Annotated in this window: 15 protein-coding genes; 11 read left to right on the top strand and 4 right to left on the bottom strand. The window is 45.3% G+C overall.

All coding sequences use genetic code 11. From position 1 onward, the window contains the following. Positions 1-216 precede the first annotated feature (216 nt). Together ACYVGZ_RS10045 and ACYVGZ_RS10040 are read left to right on the top strand one after the other, a co-directional pair. The gene (locus ACYVGZ_RS10045) at positions 217-1,107 is read left to right on the top strand and encodes a TIM barrel protein (RefSeq protein ID WP_460754788.1); all 891 of its coding nucleotides are present in this window, start codon (positions 217-219) and stop codon (positions 1,105-1,107) included. A gap of 105 nt (positions 1,108-1,212) precedes the next feature. Further along, complete coding sequence (locus ACYVGZ_RS10040; protein WP_460754785.1) at positions 1,213-2,379, top strand: Gfo/Idh/MocA family protein; 1,167 nt, start codon at positions 1,213-1,215, stop codon at positions 2,377-2,379. 62 nt (positions 2,380-2,441) lie between these two features. On the opposite strand, the gene ACYVGZ_RS10035 is transcribed toward ACYVGZ_RS10040, so the two are convergent. Both ACYVGZ_RS10035 and ACYVGZ_RS10030 read right to left on the bottom strand, forming a co-directional pair. Further along, positions 2,442-3,461 (bottom strand): LacI family DNA-binding transcriptional regulator, encoded by a 1,020-nt coding sequence (locus tag ACYVGZ_RS10035; RefSeq protein ID WP_460754783.1) that lies wholly within the window; start codon positions 3,459-3,461, stop codon positions 2,442-2,444. A gap of 110 nt (positions 3,462-3,571) precedes the next feature. Next, a complete protein-coding gene (locus ACYVGZ_RS10030; RefSeq protein ID WP_460754780.1) occupies positions 3,572-4,471 on the bottom strand; it encodes a TIM barrel protein in 900 nt (299 codons plus the stop codon). A 197-nt stretch (positions 4,472-4,668) separates the two neighbouring features. On the opposite strand from ACYVGZ_RS10030, the gene ACYVGZ_RS10025 reads away from it, so the two are divergent. The 9 genes from ACYVGZ_RS10025 (at position 4,669) to iolG (ending at position 15,186) form a co-directional block, all read left to right on the top strand. Beyond that, the gene (locus ACYVGZ_RS10025) at positions 4,669-5,598 is read left to right on the top strand and encodes a sugar ABC transporter substrate-binding protein (protein WP_460754778.1); all 930 of its coding nucleotides are present in this window, start codon (positions 4,669-4,671) and stop codon (positions 5,596-5,598) included. A 157-nt stretch (positions 5,599-5,755) separates the two neighbouring features. Beyond that, positions 5,756-7,309 carry a sugar ABC transporter ATP-binding protein gene (locus ACYVGZ_RS10020; protein WP_460754775.1) on the top strand — a complete coding sequence of 518 codons (1,554 nt, stop codon included), beginning with the start codon at positions 5,756-5,758 and terminating at the stop codon, positions 7,307-7,309. Next, positions 7,309-8,283, top strand: coding sequence for an ABC transporter permease (locus ACYVGZ_RS10015; protein ID WP_460754773.1), 975 nt, complete (start codon positions 7,309-7,311; stop codon positions 8,281-8,283). Before ACYVGZ_RS10020 ends, ACYVGZ_RS10015 begins: the two co-directional genes overlap by 1 nt. 48 nt (positions 8,284-8,331) lie before the next feature. Then, positions 8,332-10,182, top strand: coding sequence for a 3D-(3,5/4)-trihydroxycyclohexane-1,2-dione acylhydrolase (decyclizing) (iolD, locus tag ACYVGZ_RS10010; protein WP_460754770.1), 1,851 nt, complete (start codon positions 8,332-8,334; stop codon positions 10,180-10,182). A 12-nt stretch (positions 10,183-10,194) separates the two neighbouring features. Then, on the top strand, positions 10,195-11,373 hold the full coding sequence (locus ACYVGZ_RS10005; RefSeq protein ID WP_460754767.1) for a Gfo/Idh/MocA family protein: 1,179 nt from the start codon (positions 10,195-10,197) through the stop codon (positions 11,371-11,373). Beyond that, positions 11,366-12,361, top strand: coding sequence for a 5-dehydro-2-deoxygluconokinase (gene iolC, locus ACYVGZ_RS10000; RefSeq protein WP_460754764.1), 996 nt, complete (start codon positions 11,366-11,368; stop codon positions 12,359-12,361). Before ACYVGZ_RS10005 ends, iolC begins: the two co-directional genes overlap by 8 nt. 72 nt (positions 12,362-12,433) lie before the next feature. After that, a complete protein-coding gene (locus ACYVGZ_RS09995) occupies positions 12,434-13,279 on the top strand; it encodes a 5-deoxy-glucuronate isomerase (RefSeq protein ID WP_460754762.1) in 846 nt (281 codons plus the stop codon). A gap of 12 nt (positions 13,280-13,291) precedes the next feature. After that, positions 13,292-14,122 (top strand): class II fructose-bisphosphate aldolase, encoded by an 831-nt coding sequence (locus ACYVGZ_RS09990; protein ID WP_460754759.1) that lies wholly within the window; start codon positions 13,292-13,294, stop codon positions 14,120-14,122. A gap of 71 nt (positions 14,123-14,193) precedes the next feature. Further along, a complete protein-coding gene (iolG, locus tag ACYVGZ_RS09985) occupies positions 14,194-15,186 on the top strand; it encodes an inositol 2-dehydrogenase (protein WP_460754757.1) in 993 nt (330 codons plus the stop codon). Positions 15,187-15,337: 151 nt separating this feature from the next. On the opposite strand, the gene ACYVGZ_RS09980 is transcribed toward iolG, so the two are convergent. Both ACYVGZ_RS09980 and ACYVGZ_RS09975 read right to left on the bottom strand, forming a co-directional pair. Next, positions 15,338-16,840 carry a CoA-acylating methylmalonate-semialdehyde dehydrogenase gene (locus tag ACYVGZ_RS09980; protein WP_460754754.1) on the bottom strand — a complete coding sequence of 501 codons (1,503 nt, stop codon included), beginning with the start codon at positions 16,838-16,840 and terminating at the stop codon, positions 15,338-15,340. Positions 16,841-16,896: 56 nt separating this feature from the next. Beyond that, on the bottom strand, positions 16,897-18,807 hold the full coding sequence (locus ACYVGZ_RS09975; RefSeq protein ID WP_460754752.1) for a bifunctional 5-dehydro-2-deoxygluconokinase/5-dehydro-2-deoxyphosphogluconate aldolase: 1,911 nt from the start codon (positions 18,805-18,807) through the stop codon (positions 16,897-16,899). Between the last annotated feature and the right edge of the window lie 82 nt (positions 18,808-18,889).

The following is an 18,889-nucleotide window of genomic DNA, read 5'->3' as shown; positions in this document are numbered from 1 at the left end:
GAATTGCGGTTTATACCCTTAAGACTAGAGCTAAATTATGACGTTAAGATGAATGGGAAATGGCGAAATGATGACAGAGGTTAAGAGAATTTGAGAGGGAAGTGGCTTTATAAAATCGTCAAAATAACTAAATGAAAATTCTATATTGACATTTTGCAAGCGCTTGCATTAATGTGTTTATTGCTCAGTCAAATAACTAAAGGAAGAATAAAAATAATGAAACTTCAACTCTCAAATGCCCCTTGCTCATGGGGAATCGAATTTGCCGACAACCCAAGTAACCCAGCGTGGGAAACCGTGCTTAATGAAATCGCATTAGCAGGTTACAAAGCCACCGAGCTGGGGCCGTTAGGTTACCTACCAACCGATAAACAAGTGTTGTCTAGTAAGCTACAAGAGAATGGCTTGGAGTTAATTGCTGGTACCATCTTTAAACATCTGCATCAAGCAGATAAACGCGCAGAAATTCTTGAATATACGGAAGAAACCTGCAAATTACTGCAAGCTCAGAATGCCAAGTATATGGTGGTGATTGACCATGTTTCTTCACCACGTACCGATCAAGCCGGTCAGGTTGAAACAGCCTATCGACTACCTGATGATGAATGGGCAGAGATGATGACCACTATCACTGAATTATCTCTAATTTGCCGAAAATACAATATTATCCCCGTGGTTCACCCTCATGCTGGTAGTTTTATTGAATACCGAGATGAAATTGACCGCGCTATGGCGGATTTAGACAGTGATCTAGTGAAGCTATGCATCGACACTGGGCATTGCCGCTATGCTGATATAAACCCTGCCGAGCTGATTGAAACTTACCAAGACCGAGTGGAATACATTCATTTTAAAGACATCAATGACACAGTGCTGGCTCATACTGTGGCGAACAATGTGGACTTTTATACGGCTATTGGTAACGGTGTATTTTGTCCATTAGGTGATGGGTGCGTTGATTTTAAAGCCGTTCGTGCAACCTTAGAGAAAATTGAATACAACGGTTGGATCACGGTAGAGCAGGATGTTGACCCATCAAAAGACAACAGTTCCTTAGAAAATGCCCAGCAAAGTCGTCAATTTATTGAAAGTAACTTTCTGCAGTAAGCTCTAAAGCCTCCATTTAGCGAATACGTTTAACACCTTGTCTGACCCGCTGTGAGGCAAGGTGTTCTTTTATTAGCCATATAGAACAACAAGAAGGATAAAAAGATGGTTGCGAATCCTGTTATTAAAGCGCTAGGACGAAAACTGAGACTGGGTGTGATTGGTGGTGGACCGGGCTCTTTTATTGGTAATGTGCATCGTGGTGCAGCCCGATTAGAAGAATACTATGACGTGGTTGCTGGCGTATTCTCTTCTAATCCAGAACGTTCGATACAAAGTGCTCAAGAGCTTGGTATTGAGCGTGGCTATGGGACACCAGAAGAGATGATTTTGGCTGAGGCAAAGCGATCAGACAAAGTGGATGTGATTGCCATTATGACCCCCAATAACAGCCATTATCAGATTGCTTGCCTTGCCATAGAGCAGGGTTTTCATTTGGTTTGTGAAAAGCCTTTAGCAAACGAATTAGATGAAGCCATGGATTTAGTAAAACGCGTTCAGCAAAGCGAGCTAGAATGCTGCGTAGCTTATGCTTACACAGGCTTTCCTATGGTACGTGAAGCCAAAGCGATCATTGCTGCTGGTGAACTTGGAGAGATTCGTATGGTGCAATGTGACTATGTACAAGGCCATCTAGCAGAGCTTTCGGAAGCAGAGAAAAACGGTAAAAACTGGCATATGGATCCAGAAATAGCAGGGCCATCGTTAATTTTGGGAGACATAGGGACTCATTGTTATCACTTGGCATCATTTGTAACAGGGCTTGAGCCGACTCAGTTGTGTGCGGACATTGCGACAACTGTACCTGGGCGGGAAGCAGACGACTATACGGGTATTCTAACTCGTTATAGTAATAACGCCCGTGGCTCTTTCTTTATTACGCAAGCGGCGGCAGGCGCCGATCATGGTTTATACTTACGAGTATATGGCAGTAAAGGTGGCTTAGAGTGGCATCAAGAGCAACCTAATCAGTTATTGGTGCGCAGCTTAGATCAGCCCACTAAGATACTGCAAAAAGGCGGTATAGGCTTGCATGCAGCGGCCAATAGAGTCTCCCGTATTGCCATTGGTCATCCGGAAGGCTACCGAGAAGCTTTTGCTAACTTATACACGGATTTGGCCGAGGTGATTATTGCGAAAGCGACAAATACACCGGAAGATCCTTTAGCAAGAAACTTTCCAAACATTCAAGATGGCGCCCAAGGCGTTAAGTTTGTGCAAGCGGCGGTTAAGTCCTATCAAAGCAACGGTCAGTGGGTTGACTTAGAGTAATCTCAAGACACGACAAGGGGCTTAGCCGCTTGTCGTAACATTAAGACAAAGTGATGTACACATCAGCTTTGTCTTTTAAGTGTGTCTCTCACTATCAGCTCGCAAGGGAAAAGCCGCGTCTCCGTGGCTAAATGTGGGTGTTCTATGCGCTTAATGATCAACTCTACCGCGGCATCTACCATTTTCTGAATAGGTTGCTTAATCGTGCTGAGATTATAGGCTCCCCAGGATGCCATAGACATATCATTGAAGCCGAGAATGCCAATTTCTTCAGGACACAAACGCCCCAATTCTCTAGCGGAGTCCAGCGTTGCGATGGCTAGAATGTCGTCGCCACAGAAAATAGCATCGACCTCAGGGTGATCAGATAATAAGGCTAGAGATTGCTGGCGAGCTGAATCATAGGAATAAGTATCACAGTGTTGAATGGTGGCAAATTCAAGGCCATGTTCCGTTAGGGTTTGAATAGCACTGCGTTTTCTATCTATTGTTGTAGTGGCATTCGCAGGGCCACCTAAAAAAGCAATGTGTTTATAGCCGTAATCTAGTAGTGCTTTTATGCCAATAGTGCCTGCTTGGCTATTGTCCGCTGTTACTACGTTGATCGGACCCGTCTCACAAGCTCGACCAAACATAATCGCCGAAGGTAACTTCGCTTTTTCACAGACTTCAGCAAATATGGCCGGTAAAACGGAAGATAAAAACAGCACGCCATCCACGCGATATTGCAACAAGCGGTCTAATACGTCTTCTGGTTTTGCCTCAAGTGCAAGGTTTTCTACTAAAGTGCGGTAGTTACGAGACTGCAGCTCTTTCGTGATAAGGTCGAGTACTTCGATAAACATAGGGTTTTCAAAGTTACTGGAAATGACTCCGATCAAATGAGTGCGGTTAGTCATTAAGGACTGAGCTAAAATGTTAGGCTTATAGCCTAGCTCATCTGCTGCGGCTTCAATTTTTTCCCTCGTTTTGGCGGAAACACTCGCTCCTTGAGTGAAGGCCCGAGATACAGCCGATAGAGAGACTCCCGCTTTGTCAGCGACCTCTTTTTGAGTAACGTGTTTATATCGGCTTTGTTGCATGAAGTACCTATTATTTAACCTGTGCTATTAGCTTCATCCTTGCTTGCTATGTCGAAAAAATGTGTTTATTTATTATACATTTTTTCATGCATAATTTCGACTAGAAATGGTTAACTAATAAATGAATTTAATGTATTGAACAAGAACTCTCGGTTTGCTATTGCGTCGTTAAGCGTATTGTTTGATAGAGGGTCGCACTCTTGTTCAATAGTAGACCAACCTTGAAAATTAGAGTCTCGCAAAGCGGTAAAGAGTGCTGAGAAATCACAACTACCTTGACCGAGGTTACAAAATAAACCTTGTTTAATCGCATCATAAAAGTTAATTCTTTGGGCAATTACCTTGGCCTTCACTTGCGGGTCAACGTCTTTAAAATGTAAATAATGAGTGCGAGATTGGTGTGTCTTATAAAATTCAATAGGGTCAAATCCTGCATATAAACAGTGCCCTGTATCGATACAAAGAGACAGATATTTCTCATCAATATGATCGAGCGTTTTCTCGATTTCGTCTTTGTACTCAATAAAGCCAGCGGCGTGACCATGAAGGGATACATCTAGTCCAAATTCTTCAGTGCCTATTTTGGCGATGGTTTCAACACGATCCATCATGCCTTTCCAATCGAGCCCAGTGAGCCTTCTGGCCTCTAAAGGGCGGCCAGCAGTCAGGGCTCTTTCTTCAGCGATGGAGTCAATAAGGACGGCGTTATGTGCGCCATGAGAACGTAATGCTTGAAATGTTCGGCGGGCACCATCTAAAACCCTATCCCATTGATTTGGGTCATGAAACGGTCGAAAGACTACGCCGGCAGTAAGTGTGAGTTGATGCTCTTCTAAGGCTTGCCCAAACACGTCTGGTTGTTCAGGAAAAAAGCCGACAGGACCAAGCTCGATACCTTTATAACCAGCTTGTTGGCACTCTTCTAACACCTTGTTCCATTTAGGGTTAATTATATCATCGGGCATTTCGACGCCCCATGAACAAGGGGCATTACCAATTTTTAACTTCATTTTAATCGCTCTTTTATTGTTGTTTTATCGCTTTAATAAGAATTGATCATAAGAGATAAAAATTTTATTGCAAGCGCTTGCAATAAAATAATCTTGTTGCTAGTCTGATTACCAAGTGATCGATTGGAACAATAAAAAACCATTCACACTTGATTGATTCTTATTACTCAAATAACAAAAAAAAGGATGAGATGAACATGATTAAAAAGACTTTGCTTGCCGCTTCTGTAATCTGCTCTATGACAAATTTTGCTATGGCAGATGAACTGGTAATCGGCGCACCAATGCCATCGTTTGCCGACAAATGGCTAAGCTATTTGTACGAAGGGGTAAGTAAGTTTGATGTTGAGCACCCTGATGTTCAAATCAAGCTAACGGATGCTAATGATGACCCAAGCAAAATGCTCAATGATGTCGATAACTTTATCGATGCTGATGTAGATGCATTGTTAGTTGTTCCCACCGATGTGGCTATTGTTAAGCCTATTTCGAAAAAAGCCAGCCGAGCAGATATCCCACTGGTTATTGTTAACCGCCTTCCTAATGAAAGCACCATGAAAAATGTGGATGCTTATGTCGGCTCTGAGTCCATTCAAGCCGGTATTATCCAAGCTGAAAGTGTCGTCGGTATGCTTGACGGTAAGCCTGGTCATGTTGCCATTCTTATGGGGGTTCTAGGTCACGAAGCCCAGATCAAACGTACAGAAGGTAATAAGCAGGTGTTTGATAAGTACCCAAATATCAAAATTGTTGCTGAGCAAGAAGGTCGTTGGGACCGCGCGAAAGCGTTGCAAATTACCGAAGACTTATTGCAAGCCCACCCTGAAATTAACGTGATTGTTGCCAACAATGACGAAATGGCTATCGGTGCTTTATTGGCAGCGAAGAAAGCCGGCTTGACTGACGCTTCTCTAATCATTTCAGGTGTAGACGCTACGCCAGATGCCCTTGAGTATCTTGGTGAAGGTCTAGACTCTACGGTATTCCAGAGTGCGAAAGGCCAAGGTTATGGTGGCGCAGAAATCGCTTATCAACTAGCGAAAGGCGAGAAGGTTGAGAAAATGAACTGGATCGATTTTGAGTTAGTGAAAGAAGATCAAAAAGCTGAGTATTTGTCTCAGTACTAACGCTGTAATCAGCATATCCCCAGCCTTATGCCGATAACGGCTGGGGGTCTCTCTACTTATCTTTTTTTGAAAAGTGCTAGAAAAACGAGTCAGTCCGTTTTTCAGATAGAGAGACTTTGCTCCAAACTTAACTAGACGAATAAGAATAACAACGCTTATGACTACTTCAGATTTCATATTAGAAATGGAAAACGTAAGTAAAACTTTCCCAGGTGTAAAAGCCTTGGATCAAGTGAACTTATCGATCCGCAAGGGCAGCATCCATGCGCTAATGGGAGAAAATGGCGCTGGTAAATCAACATTAATGAAAATCTTGTATGGTCTGTACACGCCGGATGCGGGTGGCAAGATCCATTTTGACGGTCAACCTTTTACTCCTAAAGCTCCAATAGATGCAATTCGTACTGGGCTTGCTATGGTGCCACAGGAAATCAGCCCTTCTGCTAACTTGTCTGTGGCCGCTAATTTTTATTTAGGTCGTGAAATCAAGAAAGGTATCTTGATGGATCAAGCCGCGATGAATGAGCAAACTAACCAAATTTTAAAAGAATTAGGTATCCCGATGAGCGTGGAGACCCTAATGCAAGACGTTTCTGTGGCGAAAGCTCAGTTGTTAGCCATTGCGACAGCAGTTTCATACGATGCCAAACTAATCATCATGGATGAGCCGACAACGGCATTAACAGAATCTGAAGTTCAGCAGCTGTATAAGATTGTTAAAAAAGTTCAAGAGCGTGGCATCGCTATCATTTATATCTCTCATAAGTTGGGAGAAGTCTTTGAATTGTCTGATGAAGTGTCAGTTATTCGTGATGGGCAATACATAGGTTCCAAAAAGACCACAGACATAACCAAAGAAGAACTCATTGGAATGATGGTCGGCCGTGAAATGGACGAAATGTTCCAGCGTGAAGAGGTCGAAAAAGGGGAAACTCTGTTAGATGTTCGCAATTTAACCTTACCAGGAAAATTTGAAAACATCAGTTTCAATGTGCGCAAAGGGGAAATTTTCGGCCTGGCTGGTCTCGTGGGTGCAGGGCGAAGTGAGGTTGTAGAAGCCTTGTTTGGTTATAAGCAAGCTAAAAGCGGTGACATCTACCTGCATGGTGAAAAGATCGAGATACATAAACCTTCCGATGCAATTAACCACAGAATTGGCTTTGTTACTGAAGACCGCAAGTTGACCGGTTTGATGCTCAATATGAGTGTGACGGACAACATGATTATGCCTGAACTGCATCCTTACGAGCATCACCATATTATTTCCGAGGAAAAAGCTCGTGAAGTGGCCAATACCATGAAAGACCGTTTGCGGATAAAAACCCCAACCGTTGACACCATTATTGGCAACTTATCTGGGGGTAATCAACAAAAAGTATTGATTGCTCGCTGGCTGTTATTAGAACCAGAGATTTTGATACTCGATGAACCGACCAAAGGGATTGATATCGGGGCCAAAACAGAGATTTATAAGTTAATCGTTGAACTTGCCAAGCTTGGTAAAGCCATCATCGTGGTGTCCTCAGAAATGTTAGAGCTCTTGTCTTTGAGTGATCGCATTATGGTGATGTCCGAAGGTAATGAGGTCGGCATTATTGGTCGTGAAGAAGCGACTCAAGAGCGCATCCTAGAGATGGCAGCAGGGGACAACCCAACACAACAAGAACAACAAAGTTTTGATACTGAATTTAAGACACAAGGGGTCGCGTAATGGTTAAGGCAGCAAGCGCAACAGTGCGCCAAATTAATTATTCAGAAATTCTAAATAAATACGGCATGTTGATCATTTTGATTCTGCTATTTGCCGGTTTGTCACTAAAGATAGACGGTTTTGCATCCCTTAGAAATGTGTTCAGTATTTTAGAACAGGTTTCCATGTTTGGCATTATCGCTATAGGGGTGACCTTCGCCATCGTAACGGGTGGTATTGATTTATCCCCTGGTGCTGTTGTGGCATTAGCCTCAGTAGTAGGCGCGACCATAGTGACAGGCACGGAAGGCTACGGCATGGCGATCTTTGCCTTTGGTGCCGCCATGTTTGTAGGCAGTATTTGTGGACTGATAAACGGCACTATTACAGCTTATGGCCGTATTCCTCCTTTCATTGCCACCCTTGGCATGATGACCATGGCTCGTGGTGTTGCACAGTTGGTAAGTAATGGGCGTCCAGTCGATGCCAGCTCCGATGCCTTTACCTCAATAGCAGAAGGCTCATTGTTTGGGGTGCCTGGCCTTGTTGTTATCTACATTTTAGTTGCACTGGTTTGTCACATTATGATGAGTCGCATGAGTTTCGGCCGCCATGTCTTTGCCATCGGTGGCAATGTGAATACCGCTAAGATCTGTGGCGTTAATGTTGAAGTAACACTTCTTAAAGTATACATCCTAGCCGGAGCGCTAGCGGGTCTTGCTGGAGCCATGCTGACTTCACGAGCTTACGCAGGTAACCCAACATTTGGCAACATGTGGGAACTCGATGCGATCGCGGCAGCCGTTATTGGCGGAACCTCCTTAGCAGGTGGTGTTGGCTCAGTGCCAATGTGTATTGTCGGTGCCTTGATTATCGGGGTAATGAATAAAGGCTTGAACATGTTAGGTGTTGACCCGTATTGGCAGCAAATCATTAAGGGCATGATCATTATTGGTGCTGTTCTGCTAGACGCTCAAAAACGTAAGAAAGCTTAATTATCTAACGGCTTTTAGTAATAAATTAACAATAAGAAGAGAAGTATTATGGAAACAGTTCGCCTCACTGTCGCGGAAGCTCTGGTTAAGTATCTGGTCGCACAGAAGATTGAAATTGATGGCAAGGTTGAGCCTTTATTCGGATGTTCGTTTGCTATATTCGGGCATGGTAATGTGACGTGCTTGGGTCAACAACTTAAAAACGTTGAGGATGTTTTACCTACATGGCGCGGGCAAAATGAGCAGTCCATGGCAATGGCTGCTGTCGCCTATGCGAAAGCGAACAACCGCCAGCGTATTGGTATTGCAACGACGTCTATTGGTCCAGGAGCGACTAACATGGTGACGGCGGCAGGTATTGCCCACACCAACCGTTTACCTCTTTTAATGATTTCAGGAGATGCTTATACCAGCCGTCTACCAGACCCTGTGTTACAGCAGACAGAACATTTTCATGCACCTTCCATTACAGCGAATGACACATTCAAAGCCGTAACCCGTTATTGGGATCGTTTGGTGCATCCTGCACAGTTACTTCAAACGCTGCCAGCTGCGCTAGATACACTATTAGACCCAGCGGATTGTGGGCCTGTTTTTCTAGGCTTGCCACAAGATGTGCAAGGTATGGCTTACGACTACCCAACACGTTTCTTTGCAGAAAAAGTACATCGCATTCGTCGTCCTCAACCGGAAGTTTGTGATCTTGAAAGAGCGGCTGAGCTATTACGTAGTGCCAAGCGGCCACTGATTATTAGTGGTGGTGGGGTGCATTACTCTGGAGCGACTACTGAGCTGGCTGACTTTATGGCGACCCATCAAGTGCCGGCCATAGAGACCATTGCAGGACGTGCGACTCTGTTACAGAGCAACCCATTGAATGGTGGCCCCGTTGGCGCAACCGGTTCAGACTCAGCGAACTATCTTGCCGCACAAGCGGATCTAGTGTTGGCCATTGGGACGCGTTTGCAAGATTTTACAACGGGCTCATGGTCAATCTTCCGAAACCCTGATTTAAAAATTATCAGCATAAACGTTGGTCGTAGCGATGCTATAAAGCATTTGGCCATGCCGATAATTGCCGACGCGAAAGACACTCTGAATAAACTCACGAGTCAGCTATCTGGTTGGCAAGCAGACCCAGTTTGGGGGCAGGAAGCACAGCAGCAGGCGCTTAAGTGGCAAGCACTGTGTGCCCAACGCGCTCATGTTGAAGGAACTGAAATGGCCTCTTATGCCCAAGTGGTAGGAGCGGTTAACCGTTTAACAGAAAAGGGCGATACCGTCCTAACGGCAGCAGGTGGCTTGCCAGCTGAACTGAATATGAACTGGCAAAGTAAGCAGATTGGCAAGTTTGATATTGAGTTTGGCTTCTCTTGTATGGGATACGAAATTGCTGGTGGTTGGGGCGCTAAGATTGCCAATCCAGATAACGATGTGGTGGTTATGGTTGGGGACGGTTCCTACATGATTCTCAACTCAGATATCTACAGCTCGGTGCTTACGGGGCACAAAATGATCGTCGTGGTGTGTGATAACGCGGGCTTTGCCGTGATTAATAAACTGCAAAATAACACCGGCAATGACTCCTTTAATAACTTGTTAGAAGACTGTCGTCGTCCTGATGGTGAACTTGCCCGAGTGGATTTTGCTATGCACGCCAAAGCACAGGGTGCGAACAGTGAGAAAGTGGCCAACATGCAGGAATTTGATGCTGCCTTCGCGCGAGCAAAAGCAGCGGATAAAACGTCCGTTATTGTGGTGGATATCGACCCGACTAAATGGTCGAGCTGTGATTGCTGGTGGGAAGTTGGCCTACCTGAAATTACCCGCAATCAAAAAGTAGAAACTGCTGTTAATAAATTTAACCAAGGCCGCGCACACCAGCGCCCTGGCGTATAAGGAGATTCACCAATGTTTAATGAAGAAAGCCGTGCAAAAAAAGCCATTCGTTGGGCCATGGTAGGCGGTGGTCGAGGCAGCCAAATTGGTTATGCACACCGTTCCAGTGCGACACGTGATGGAAGTTTTCAGTTGGTGGCCGGGGCGTTCGATCTAGATGCAGAGCGCTGCCGAGAGTTCGGCGTTAACATCGGCCTAGATGCAGAGCGCTGCTACCCTGATTACCAAACTATGTTTAGTGAAGAAGCAAAGCGCGAAGACGGTATTCAAGCAGTATCCATAGCGACGCCTAATTCTACGCACTACGACATTGCTAAAGCCGCATTGGAGTCAGGTTTACATGTCGTATGTGAGAAACCCGTTACATTCACGGTTGCAGAAGCGGAAGACCTTAAACGTATATCCCTTGAGAACAACCGCGTTTTTGGTGTGATGTATGGCTACACAGGTTTCCAAATGATTCACCAAGCGCGAGAGATGATTGCGCGTGGTGACATCGGGGATGTTCGCGTCATTAACATGCAATTTGCACACGGTTTCCATTCGGAAGAAGTAGAAAAGGATAATCCTGGTGCCAAGTGGCGTATGAACCCCGCTGTATCTGGTCCAACCTATGTCTTAGGAGACATTGGTACTCATGCTTTCTATCTTGCTCAATTGATGACAGGCCTAGATGTAGACAGCTTGTCTTGTACTCGCCAAAGCTTTGTGAAATCTCGAGCACCTCTAGAAGACAACGCTCATGTGATGATGCAATTTGAGGGAGGTGCCGTTGGCACGCTTTGGGCTAGTGGTGTAAATGCTGGCTCAATGCACCAACAAAAAATTCGTATTGTTGGTGAAAAAGCCAGTATTGAATGGTGGGACGAACGTCCTAACCAGCTGAGTTACGAAGTGCAAGGCGAGCCTGCCCGAGTCCTTGAGCGAGGCATGGGTTATCTACATAACGATGATGAAGCCGTCAGTAATGATCGTATTGGAGGGGGACATCCAGAGGGGTTCTTTGAGTCTTGGGCCAATTTGTATAACCGCTTTGGGGCAGCAATGGAAGCCGCAGACCGACAAGATCAGAGTGCTTTGGAAGCAATTTGGTTCCCAGATATTGATGCAGGAATAGAAGGTGTTCGTCTTTTAGAGCGTTGTGTGGAATCAGCTGATAACGAATCAAAATGGGTGAAATACTATGACTAATTTTGATTTTCCTACAGACCGCAAATTGGATGTTGTGTGCCTTGGGCGTGCAGGTGTTGACCTTTATGCGCAAGAAGAAATGACAGACCTAGGGCAGGTTTCGGGGTTTGATAAGTTTGTGGGAGGCTCACCAGCAAACATCGCGGTAGCACTGGCCAAGCTAGGAGCAAAAGCGGGTCTTATTAGCTGTGTTTCGGATGACGGCTTAGGGCGTTTTGTTTGTGATTATCTACGGCAAACAGGAGTCGACTTAACCGGGGTTAGCGTGGACAAGTCGGGTTCACGCACCAGCCTCGCTGTGACAGAAATGAAGCCCAGCAACTGCGAAGTCGTGATATATCGTAATCAAGCTGCAGACTTACTCTTATCTATTGAGCAAGTGGATTATGAATACATAGCAGATGCCAAAATCCTATTGGTGTCAGGTACGGCGTTATCGACCAGTCCGTCCAGAGAGGCAACATTGGCAGCCATTCGTTATGCCAGACAAGCCGGTACCAAAGTGGTACTAGATGTGGATTATCGAGCGTACTCTTGGGCTTCAGCGGAAGAGTCTTCCTTGATTTATCAGTTGGCTGCCAGCATGTCCGATGTGGTTATCGGTAATCGAGAAGAGTTTGACGTGCTTGAGTTACTGGGTAAATCGCATCAAGGCCAAGATGATGACAAAACTGCTCAGCGCTTTTTAGCCGATGCAACACAAGTGCTCATTATTAAGGCTGGTGAACTGGGGTCGAAGGTCTATACCCGCTCAGGGGAGCAGTTTGCTCAAGGGATCTTTAATGTTGATGTGAAAAAGCCTTTTGGTGCAGGGGACTCCTTTGCCGGGGCCTTTATGTACTCATTACTACAAGGCATGAGTTTGACAGATTGCGTGAAAATGGGGTCAGCCGCAGCCGCCATTAACGTTTCTCGCAAGAGCTGCACAGAAGCCATGCCTACTATCCAAGAATTACTGGATTTTATCGTCGCTAGAGAAGCGGCATAACAATGATGAAAGTCGTTTGAGGTTCTGATTAGCTTCTCGAGCGACACAAAGAACAAATTTGAGGAAACGATCATGGGTAAACATATACCAGCGTACGATAATAAAAATCAGCCAATTATTGATGTTAATGACGATACAACACCACTCATTTACTTTAACCAAGTGTTCTTATCGAAAGGTGAAACACATCAATATCAGTTACCGGAATATGAAACGGCGGTTGTGTTAGCTGGTGGTACTTGCACCATTACAGTGGATGGGCAAGTTTTTGAAAACATTGGAAAAAGAAAAAATGTTTGGGATGGTAATCCCGCTGCCGTATATGCACCATTAAATGCCGTAGTCGAAGTCACTTGTACGTCAGAAAATGCGGATGTCATGATAGCTGGAGGCCGCTACGAAGAGGCTTTAGAGCCTTTTGAGGTTACCCCAGAGGATAGCGATCAAGTTCAGTACGGCAGTGATGACACGAAAACGCACCGTAAGATTAAGCACATTCTCGGGCAGAAAAATGCGAGTCAACGTGGCCGTTTGTTGGTGAGTGAGCTTTTCACTGTGGGGGCCGGTGGTTGGTCTGGTTTCCCTGCGCATAAGCATGATACAGAGCGTGGTAAACAAGAGACTCGCTACGAAGAAGTATACCAATTCCGCTTTAATCCAGACCAAGGTTTTGGAGCGCAATTTCTATATGAGCATGAAGATGACATTGGCCCGGTATATCACATTAAAAATCGCAGTGTTATTGCCATTGATAAAGGCTACCATCCTTGTGTGGCGGCACCAGGCTACGAGATGTATTACTTCACTATTATTGTTGGCGAACACTCTAAGTCGCTGATTCAACACTTTGACCCACACCATGAATATCAAGTTCACACCATTCCTGGCATTAAGGACATGATTAGTAAATTCAAATAATGGAGACAAGCCATGCTGGTAACATTGAACGATATTTTACCAACAGCAGCAGATAGCAACTACGCTATCCCTTGTTGCAATGTATTTGGTTATGAAGAAGGTCGTGCCATTGTTGAGGCCGCAGAAGCATTGAAGAAACCAGTGATTCTAGCGGCTAACAAAGACATGGTTGATTTCATGGGGGTGGAAGCACTGGCGAAAATGTTGCTTTCGTTGGCGAATAATTCCAGTGCTAAAGTCTGCGTGCACCTTGATCACACCTATGACGAAGAGATCGTGTTTAACGCGATTCATCATGGTTTTTCGTCTGTGATGTTCGATGGCTCCCAGCTACCACTAGAGGAAAACATTCGTCGTACCAAAAATGTGGCCGCTGTTGCCCATGCGCTAGGGGTGAGTGTGGAGGGAGAGATTGGGTCTGTCGCTTATAAAGAAGGCCGCGATCATATTAAATCCATCAAAACCTCCCCCGATGATGCCTATCGTTATGCTACAGAAAGCGGGTTAGATTGTATGGCTGTGGCGATTGGTAATGTTCACCGACTCACCACACCAGACTCGGTTATTGACTATGAATTGTTAGATAGTATTAGACAACGTGTTACAGAGGTTCCATTAGTTATTCATGGAACAACAGGTATCAAAGAAGAAGATATTCTAAAACTCAAAAAAACACGGGTTGCTAAATTCAACATAGGCACTTCATTAAGAATGGCGATGGGTGAAAATCTACGACGTTTAATGAATGAAGAGCCCGATAAGTTCGACAAAATGTACTTTATGCAAAAGGCGATGCCATTTGTACAAAAGGAAGCTGAACGGATAATTCAACTGTTAGGTTAGATTGTCCCTTTTATTGCCCCTGAATAAGGGGCTTTTTTTATGTGGGCAAAGAAAATAATAAGGAGAAAAGAATGATCAATATCGCGCTATTTGGTGCAGGCCGAATCGGTCAGATTCACGCTAATAATGTGTATCAAAACCCACAATGCTGTTTAAAATATGTGGTTGATATGAACACTGATGTTGCTCAATCAACTGCACAGAAATATGGTGCACAAGCTGCGACAGTAGAAGAAGCCCTCGCAGACACTAATGTCGATGCTGTATTGATTTGTACCATTACAGAAACCCATGCGGATTTAATTGAAATGTCAGCGAAAGCGGGCAAAGCCATTTTTTGTGAAAAACCCGTGGATCTATCCATCGAGCGTGTAAATGCCTGTTTAGCCGTAGTCGAAGAGCAAGGCGTTCCATTAATGATGGCGTTCAACCGCCGCTTTGATCCTAATTTCGCGCACTTAAAAGCGGTATTAGACTCGGGAGACTTAGGAGAGGTTGAAATGCTGACCATTTCCTCACGAGACCCGCAAGCGCCACCAGCAAGCTATATTGAGAGCTCAGGTGGTATGTTCCGCGATATGACAATTCACGATTTTGATGTGGCGCGCTGGTTGCTACAAGAAGAGCCTATTAGTGTGTATGCAAGCGCAGCAGCCATGACGGCGGACTACGTAAAAGAGGCAGGGGATGTTGATACCGCTATTGTCACTTTAAAATGTGCCAGCGGAAAAATGGCTGTTATTACCAATAGCCGTCGTGCAACCTATGGTTATGATCAAAGGGTAGAAGTGCATGCCTGTGGTGGTATGTTATCCATTAACAATGTGCCAGAAAGCACGCTTACGGTCGCAAACCAAAATGGGGTTAACTCGCAAAAGCCAATGGCTTTCTTTTTAGAAAGATACGCTCAAGCGTATCGTCACGAGCTAAATGCTTTTGTTGAAGGTTTAGTCACCGGAAAGCATGAGTTCCCAGTTGGCGAAGATGGCCGTAAAGCTCTCGTGATTGCGGACGCTGCGGTTAAATCTTTCCAAACTGGTCAAGTAGAAATGATTAGCTGGTAAGCTTGTTACTTAAAGACAATCAAGTATTAAGCCTCAAGCTTTTAAGCTTGGGGCTTTTTAAATCAGCAACATAGTGATAATAAAAAAGCCCACTGCTAGAGTGGGCAAACAAGTAGCTAAACACGGGAAGTTAATGTTTGGCTGCTTCAGACTACTTCATGGTCGGCATAGAGAATTCAGCTCCAGCTCGTAGCCCAGTTGGCCAACGAGCAGTAATGGTTTTCATGCGAGTGTAGAAACGCACACCATCGGGACCATGCATATGCAGTGGGCCAAACAAAGAGCGTTTCCAACCACCGAAACTGTGGAAAGCCATAGGCACTGGAATCGGTACATTTACACCAACCATACCGACTTGGATCTCTTCACAAAATTGGCGCGCGGTATCACCATCACGGGTAAAAATAGACGTACCGTTGCCATATTCGTGTGCATTGATGATATCAACGGCTTCTTGGTAGCTATCTACTCGAACGACACACAGCACGGGGCCGAAAATTTCTTCTGAGTGAATACGCATACCAGGTTTTACATGATCGAATAAGGTTGGGCCAACAAAATACCCTTGTTCGTGCCCTGGGTATACGAAATTGCGGCCATCGCGGATCAAAGTGGCGCCTTCTTCTACTCCAACGCCAATGTAGTCTTTGATCTTGGCGCAATGTTCTTTAGAGATCACGGGGCCCATGTGTGCTTCATCTGCCAGCCCTAAACCAGGGCCCACTCGCATACCGTCGATTTCTTGGCTTAAACGAGCGATTAGGTTATCAGCCACTTCATCCCCTACACAAACCGCGACCGAAATCGCCATGCAGCGCTCGCCAGCGGAACCGTAAGCCGCACCCATTAAGGAACCTACCACTTGAGCTGGGTCTGCATCTGGCATTACTATCATGTGGTTTTTCGCACCACCAAGAGCTTGTACTCGCTTGCCATGAGCGGAAGCCGTAGCGTAAATGTACTCGGCAATCGGGGTAGATCCAACAAAGCTAACAGCCTGTACTCGCTCGTCAGTGAGCAGAACATCAACAGACTCTTTGTCGCCATTAACCACATTAAATACTCCATCTGGAAGGCCTGCTTCCGAGAGTAGCTCCGCTAAGCGCAGTGGTACAGATGGGTCTTTCTCGGAAGGTTTCATAACAAAGCTATTACCTGCGGCAATCGCAATCGGGAACATCCACATCGGCACCATTGCCGGGAAATTGAAAGGCGCAATACCAGCACATACGCCTAAGGGCTGCATCAGCGACATGCTATCAACCCCACTACCTACGTTTAAGCTATGCTCGCCTTTTTGCAAATGAGGCATGCCGCAAGCAAACTCTACTACTTCAAGTCCGCGTGTTAATTCACCTTTAGCATCAGAAAAGACTTTGCCGTGTTCTTTGGTAATCAGCTCGGCAATTTCATCTGCATGCTGTTCCAATAGTGCTTTGAATTTAAACATGACCCTAGAACGATTAAGCGGTGTTACTTTACGCCAAGTTTCAAAAGCGGTTTCAGCGCTGGCGATCGCCTCGCGTGTTTCTACTGCGTTGGATAAGCCAACATGCAAGCTTTGTTGGCCAGTGGCAGGGTTAAAAACAGGTCCAAAACGGCCACTTTCACTCGCCACATGTTGGCCATTTATGTAATTTCCTAACGTTTTCATCTGATCACCTTATTAATTTGGTAATTAAGCTCTTTTAATACGGTTTTACGGTCAATTTACTGGCGTTTTTTCCAGTAAGAAACCAATTCTAAGTAGTTCGTGATAATGGCTTGAATCAGTTGTTCATCATCATAGCGCCCAGCAAACCACTCACGGCTAGGGCCTGCGAAGATGGAGCGACCTACGGCAAAGCCTTTCACTATGTCGAATCCTGCGCTGTTATTGAAACCTTGCTGTAGCTCACTCATAGGAGCATCGAGCCCAAGCATGACAACCCCACGACAGTGTTTATCAAACTTTTTAATGATGGCGCTAATCGCTGCCCAGTTAGCCGCTGACTGAGGCGGGAGTTTCCACCAATCAGGACGAACACCTAAATGGTAAAATCGCTCGATAGAGTTGGTGTAAACTGAGTCATCAAACGCTTTATCTCTGGGGGGAATTAATTCCAGCAGAAGCTCATGTCCAGAAGTACAGCAGGCTTGGTAGAGTTCAATGACCTGGCGTTCTTGCGCTGCTCTTAGTTCTGCGGAGTCTTGATCATGGTAGAACACCAAACATTTGACGATGTGCTCTTTAGGCCATGTTTTCAATCTGGAGCCGATGCTTCTGCCACCTTCGAGTTCAATAGGGCGAGAGCTGGGAACTTCGACAGGGCGGCCTATCCATATATTTTGCCCCGTAACATCGTTGAGAGCGTCTTGCCCATAGGTGTCGTCGATTAGCACTCCGTATTGACTCTCTCCAATGTCTTTGACCGCGCGCTTGAGTGCGACAACCATAAGCTGTTTAAGGGCTTTGATTCGTATTGGGTCTGCCCCTTCTTCTATTGCCATATCGAATAACTGTTTACGATGGTCAAAGGCGAAAATGCATAGGTCTTGCCAGTTGTAGGGCAGTCGCTCGGTAGTGACACGATGCAGGTGATTGAGTTCGGTATCTAAGTCTGGGCGTGGGATCTCGTGGGCATGTTCAAGGTAGTAATCGAGTTCTTCTTCACTTGGTATAGCGGGTGCGCAACCATGTCTAGAAACTACGAGAGCACCACAGGCATTAGCGTAGGCACAGCAGCGTTGTGGGGATTCGTTGTAAATCCATCCACGCAGGAAACCACTCATAAAAGCGTCTCCAGCACCAAGCACGTTCATTACGTCAACTCGAACACCGGTGAACACCTCAAAGTGGCTTTCATGTGCTGGAATGTCTGCTTCCAATACGGTGCAGCCTAGTGCACCCAGTTTTAATACAATGGTTGCATCAGTCAGTTCACGTATTTTTTTAAGGGCAGTGATCGTATCTGTGCTCCCTCCTGCAATATGGATTTCTTCTTCTGTACCCACAATAAGGTCAAAGTCACCTAAGATAGTTTGTAAGTGGTTGGACACTTTATCGTTAGAAATAAAACGAGTTTCACCATCACCCGGTGTGGTAAGCCCCCATAAAACAGGACGGTAATCAATGTCTAGAGCGCACTTAGTACCAGCCGCTTTAGCGTATTCGAGGGCTTTTTTACTCGCCGCGTAAGTGCCAGGCGTAGAAAAATGTGTACCCGTGATAACGAGGGCTTTAGCCGAGCCAATGAAATCTGCATCAAAGTCATTTTCATTAATTGCCATGTCAGCGCAATCGTTACGATAGAAGATCAATGGAAAGGTGTCGCGGTCTTTTATTCCCAGCACAACGAGGGCCGTGAGACGTTCTGGGTCCGTAATTAGGTGGCTTGTATCAACACCCACCCGATCAAGTTCTTCTTTTACAAAGCGCCCCATGTGCTCATTGCCGATACGTGTCAGCATGGCGCTTTTGAGCCCTAACCTTGCTGTACCGTAAGCCATGTTTCCAGATGAGCCTCCTAGGTATTTAGCAAAACTTGATGCATCTTCTAAGCGGCTACCAATCTGATCTGCATATAGATCAACTGCGGCGCGACCAAGGCAAATTAAATCTAAGTCTTTGTTGCTGGACATGCTTTTTGTTCTCCAAAACGGGCCGTTGCATTTTTATTATGAGTCCTTGTATGGCCACTAATATGCGTACATGACGATGTTA

The sequence above is a fragment of the Marinomonas epiphytica genome (assembly GCF_054780655.1).
This window is presented reverse-complemented; position numbering and strand designations above follow the sequence as displayed.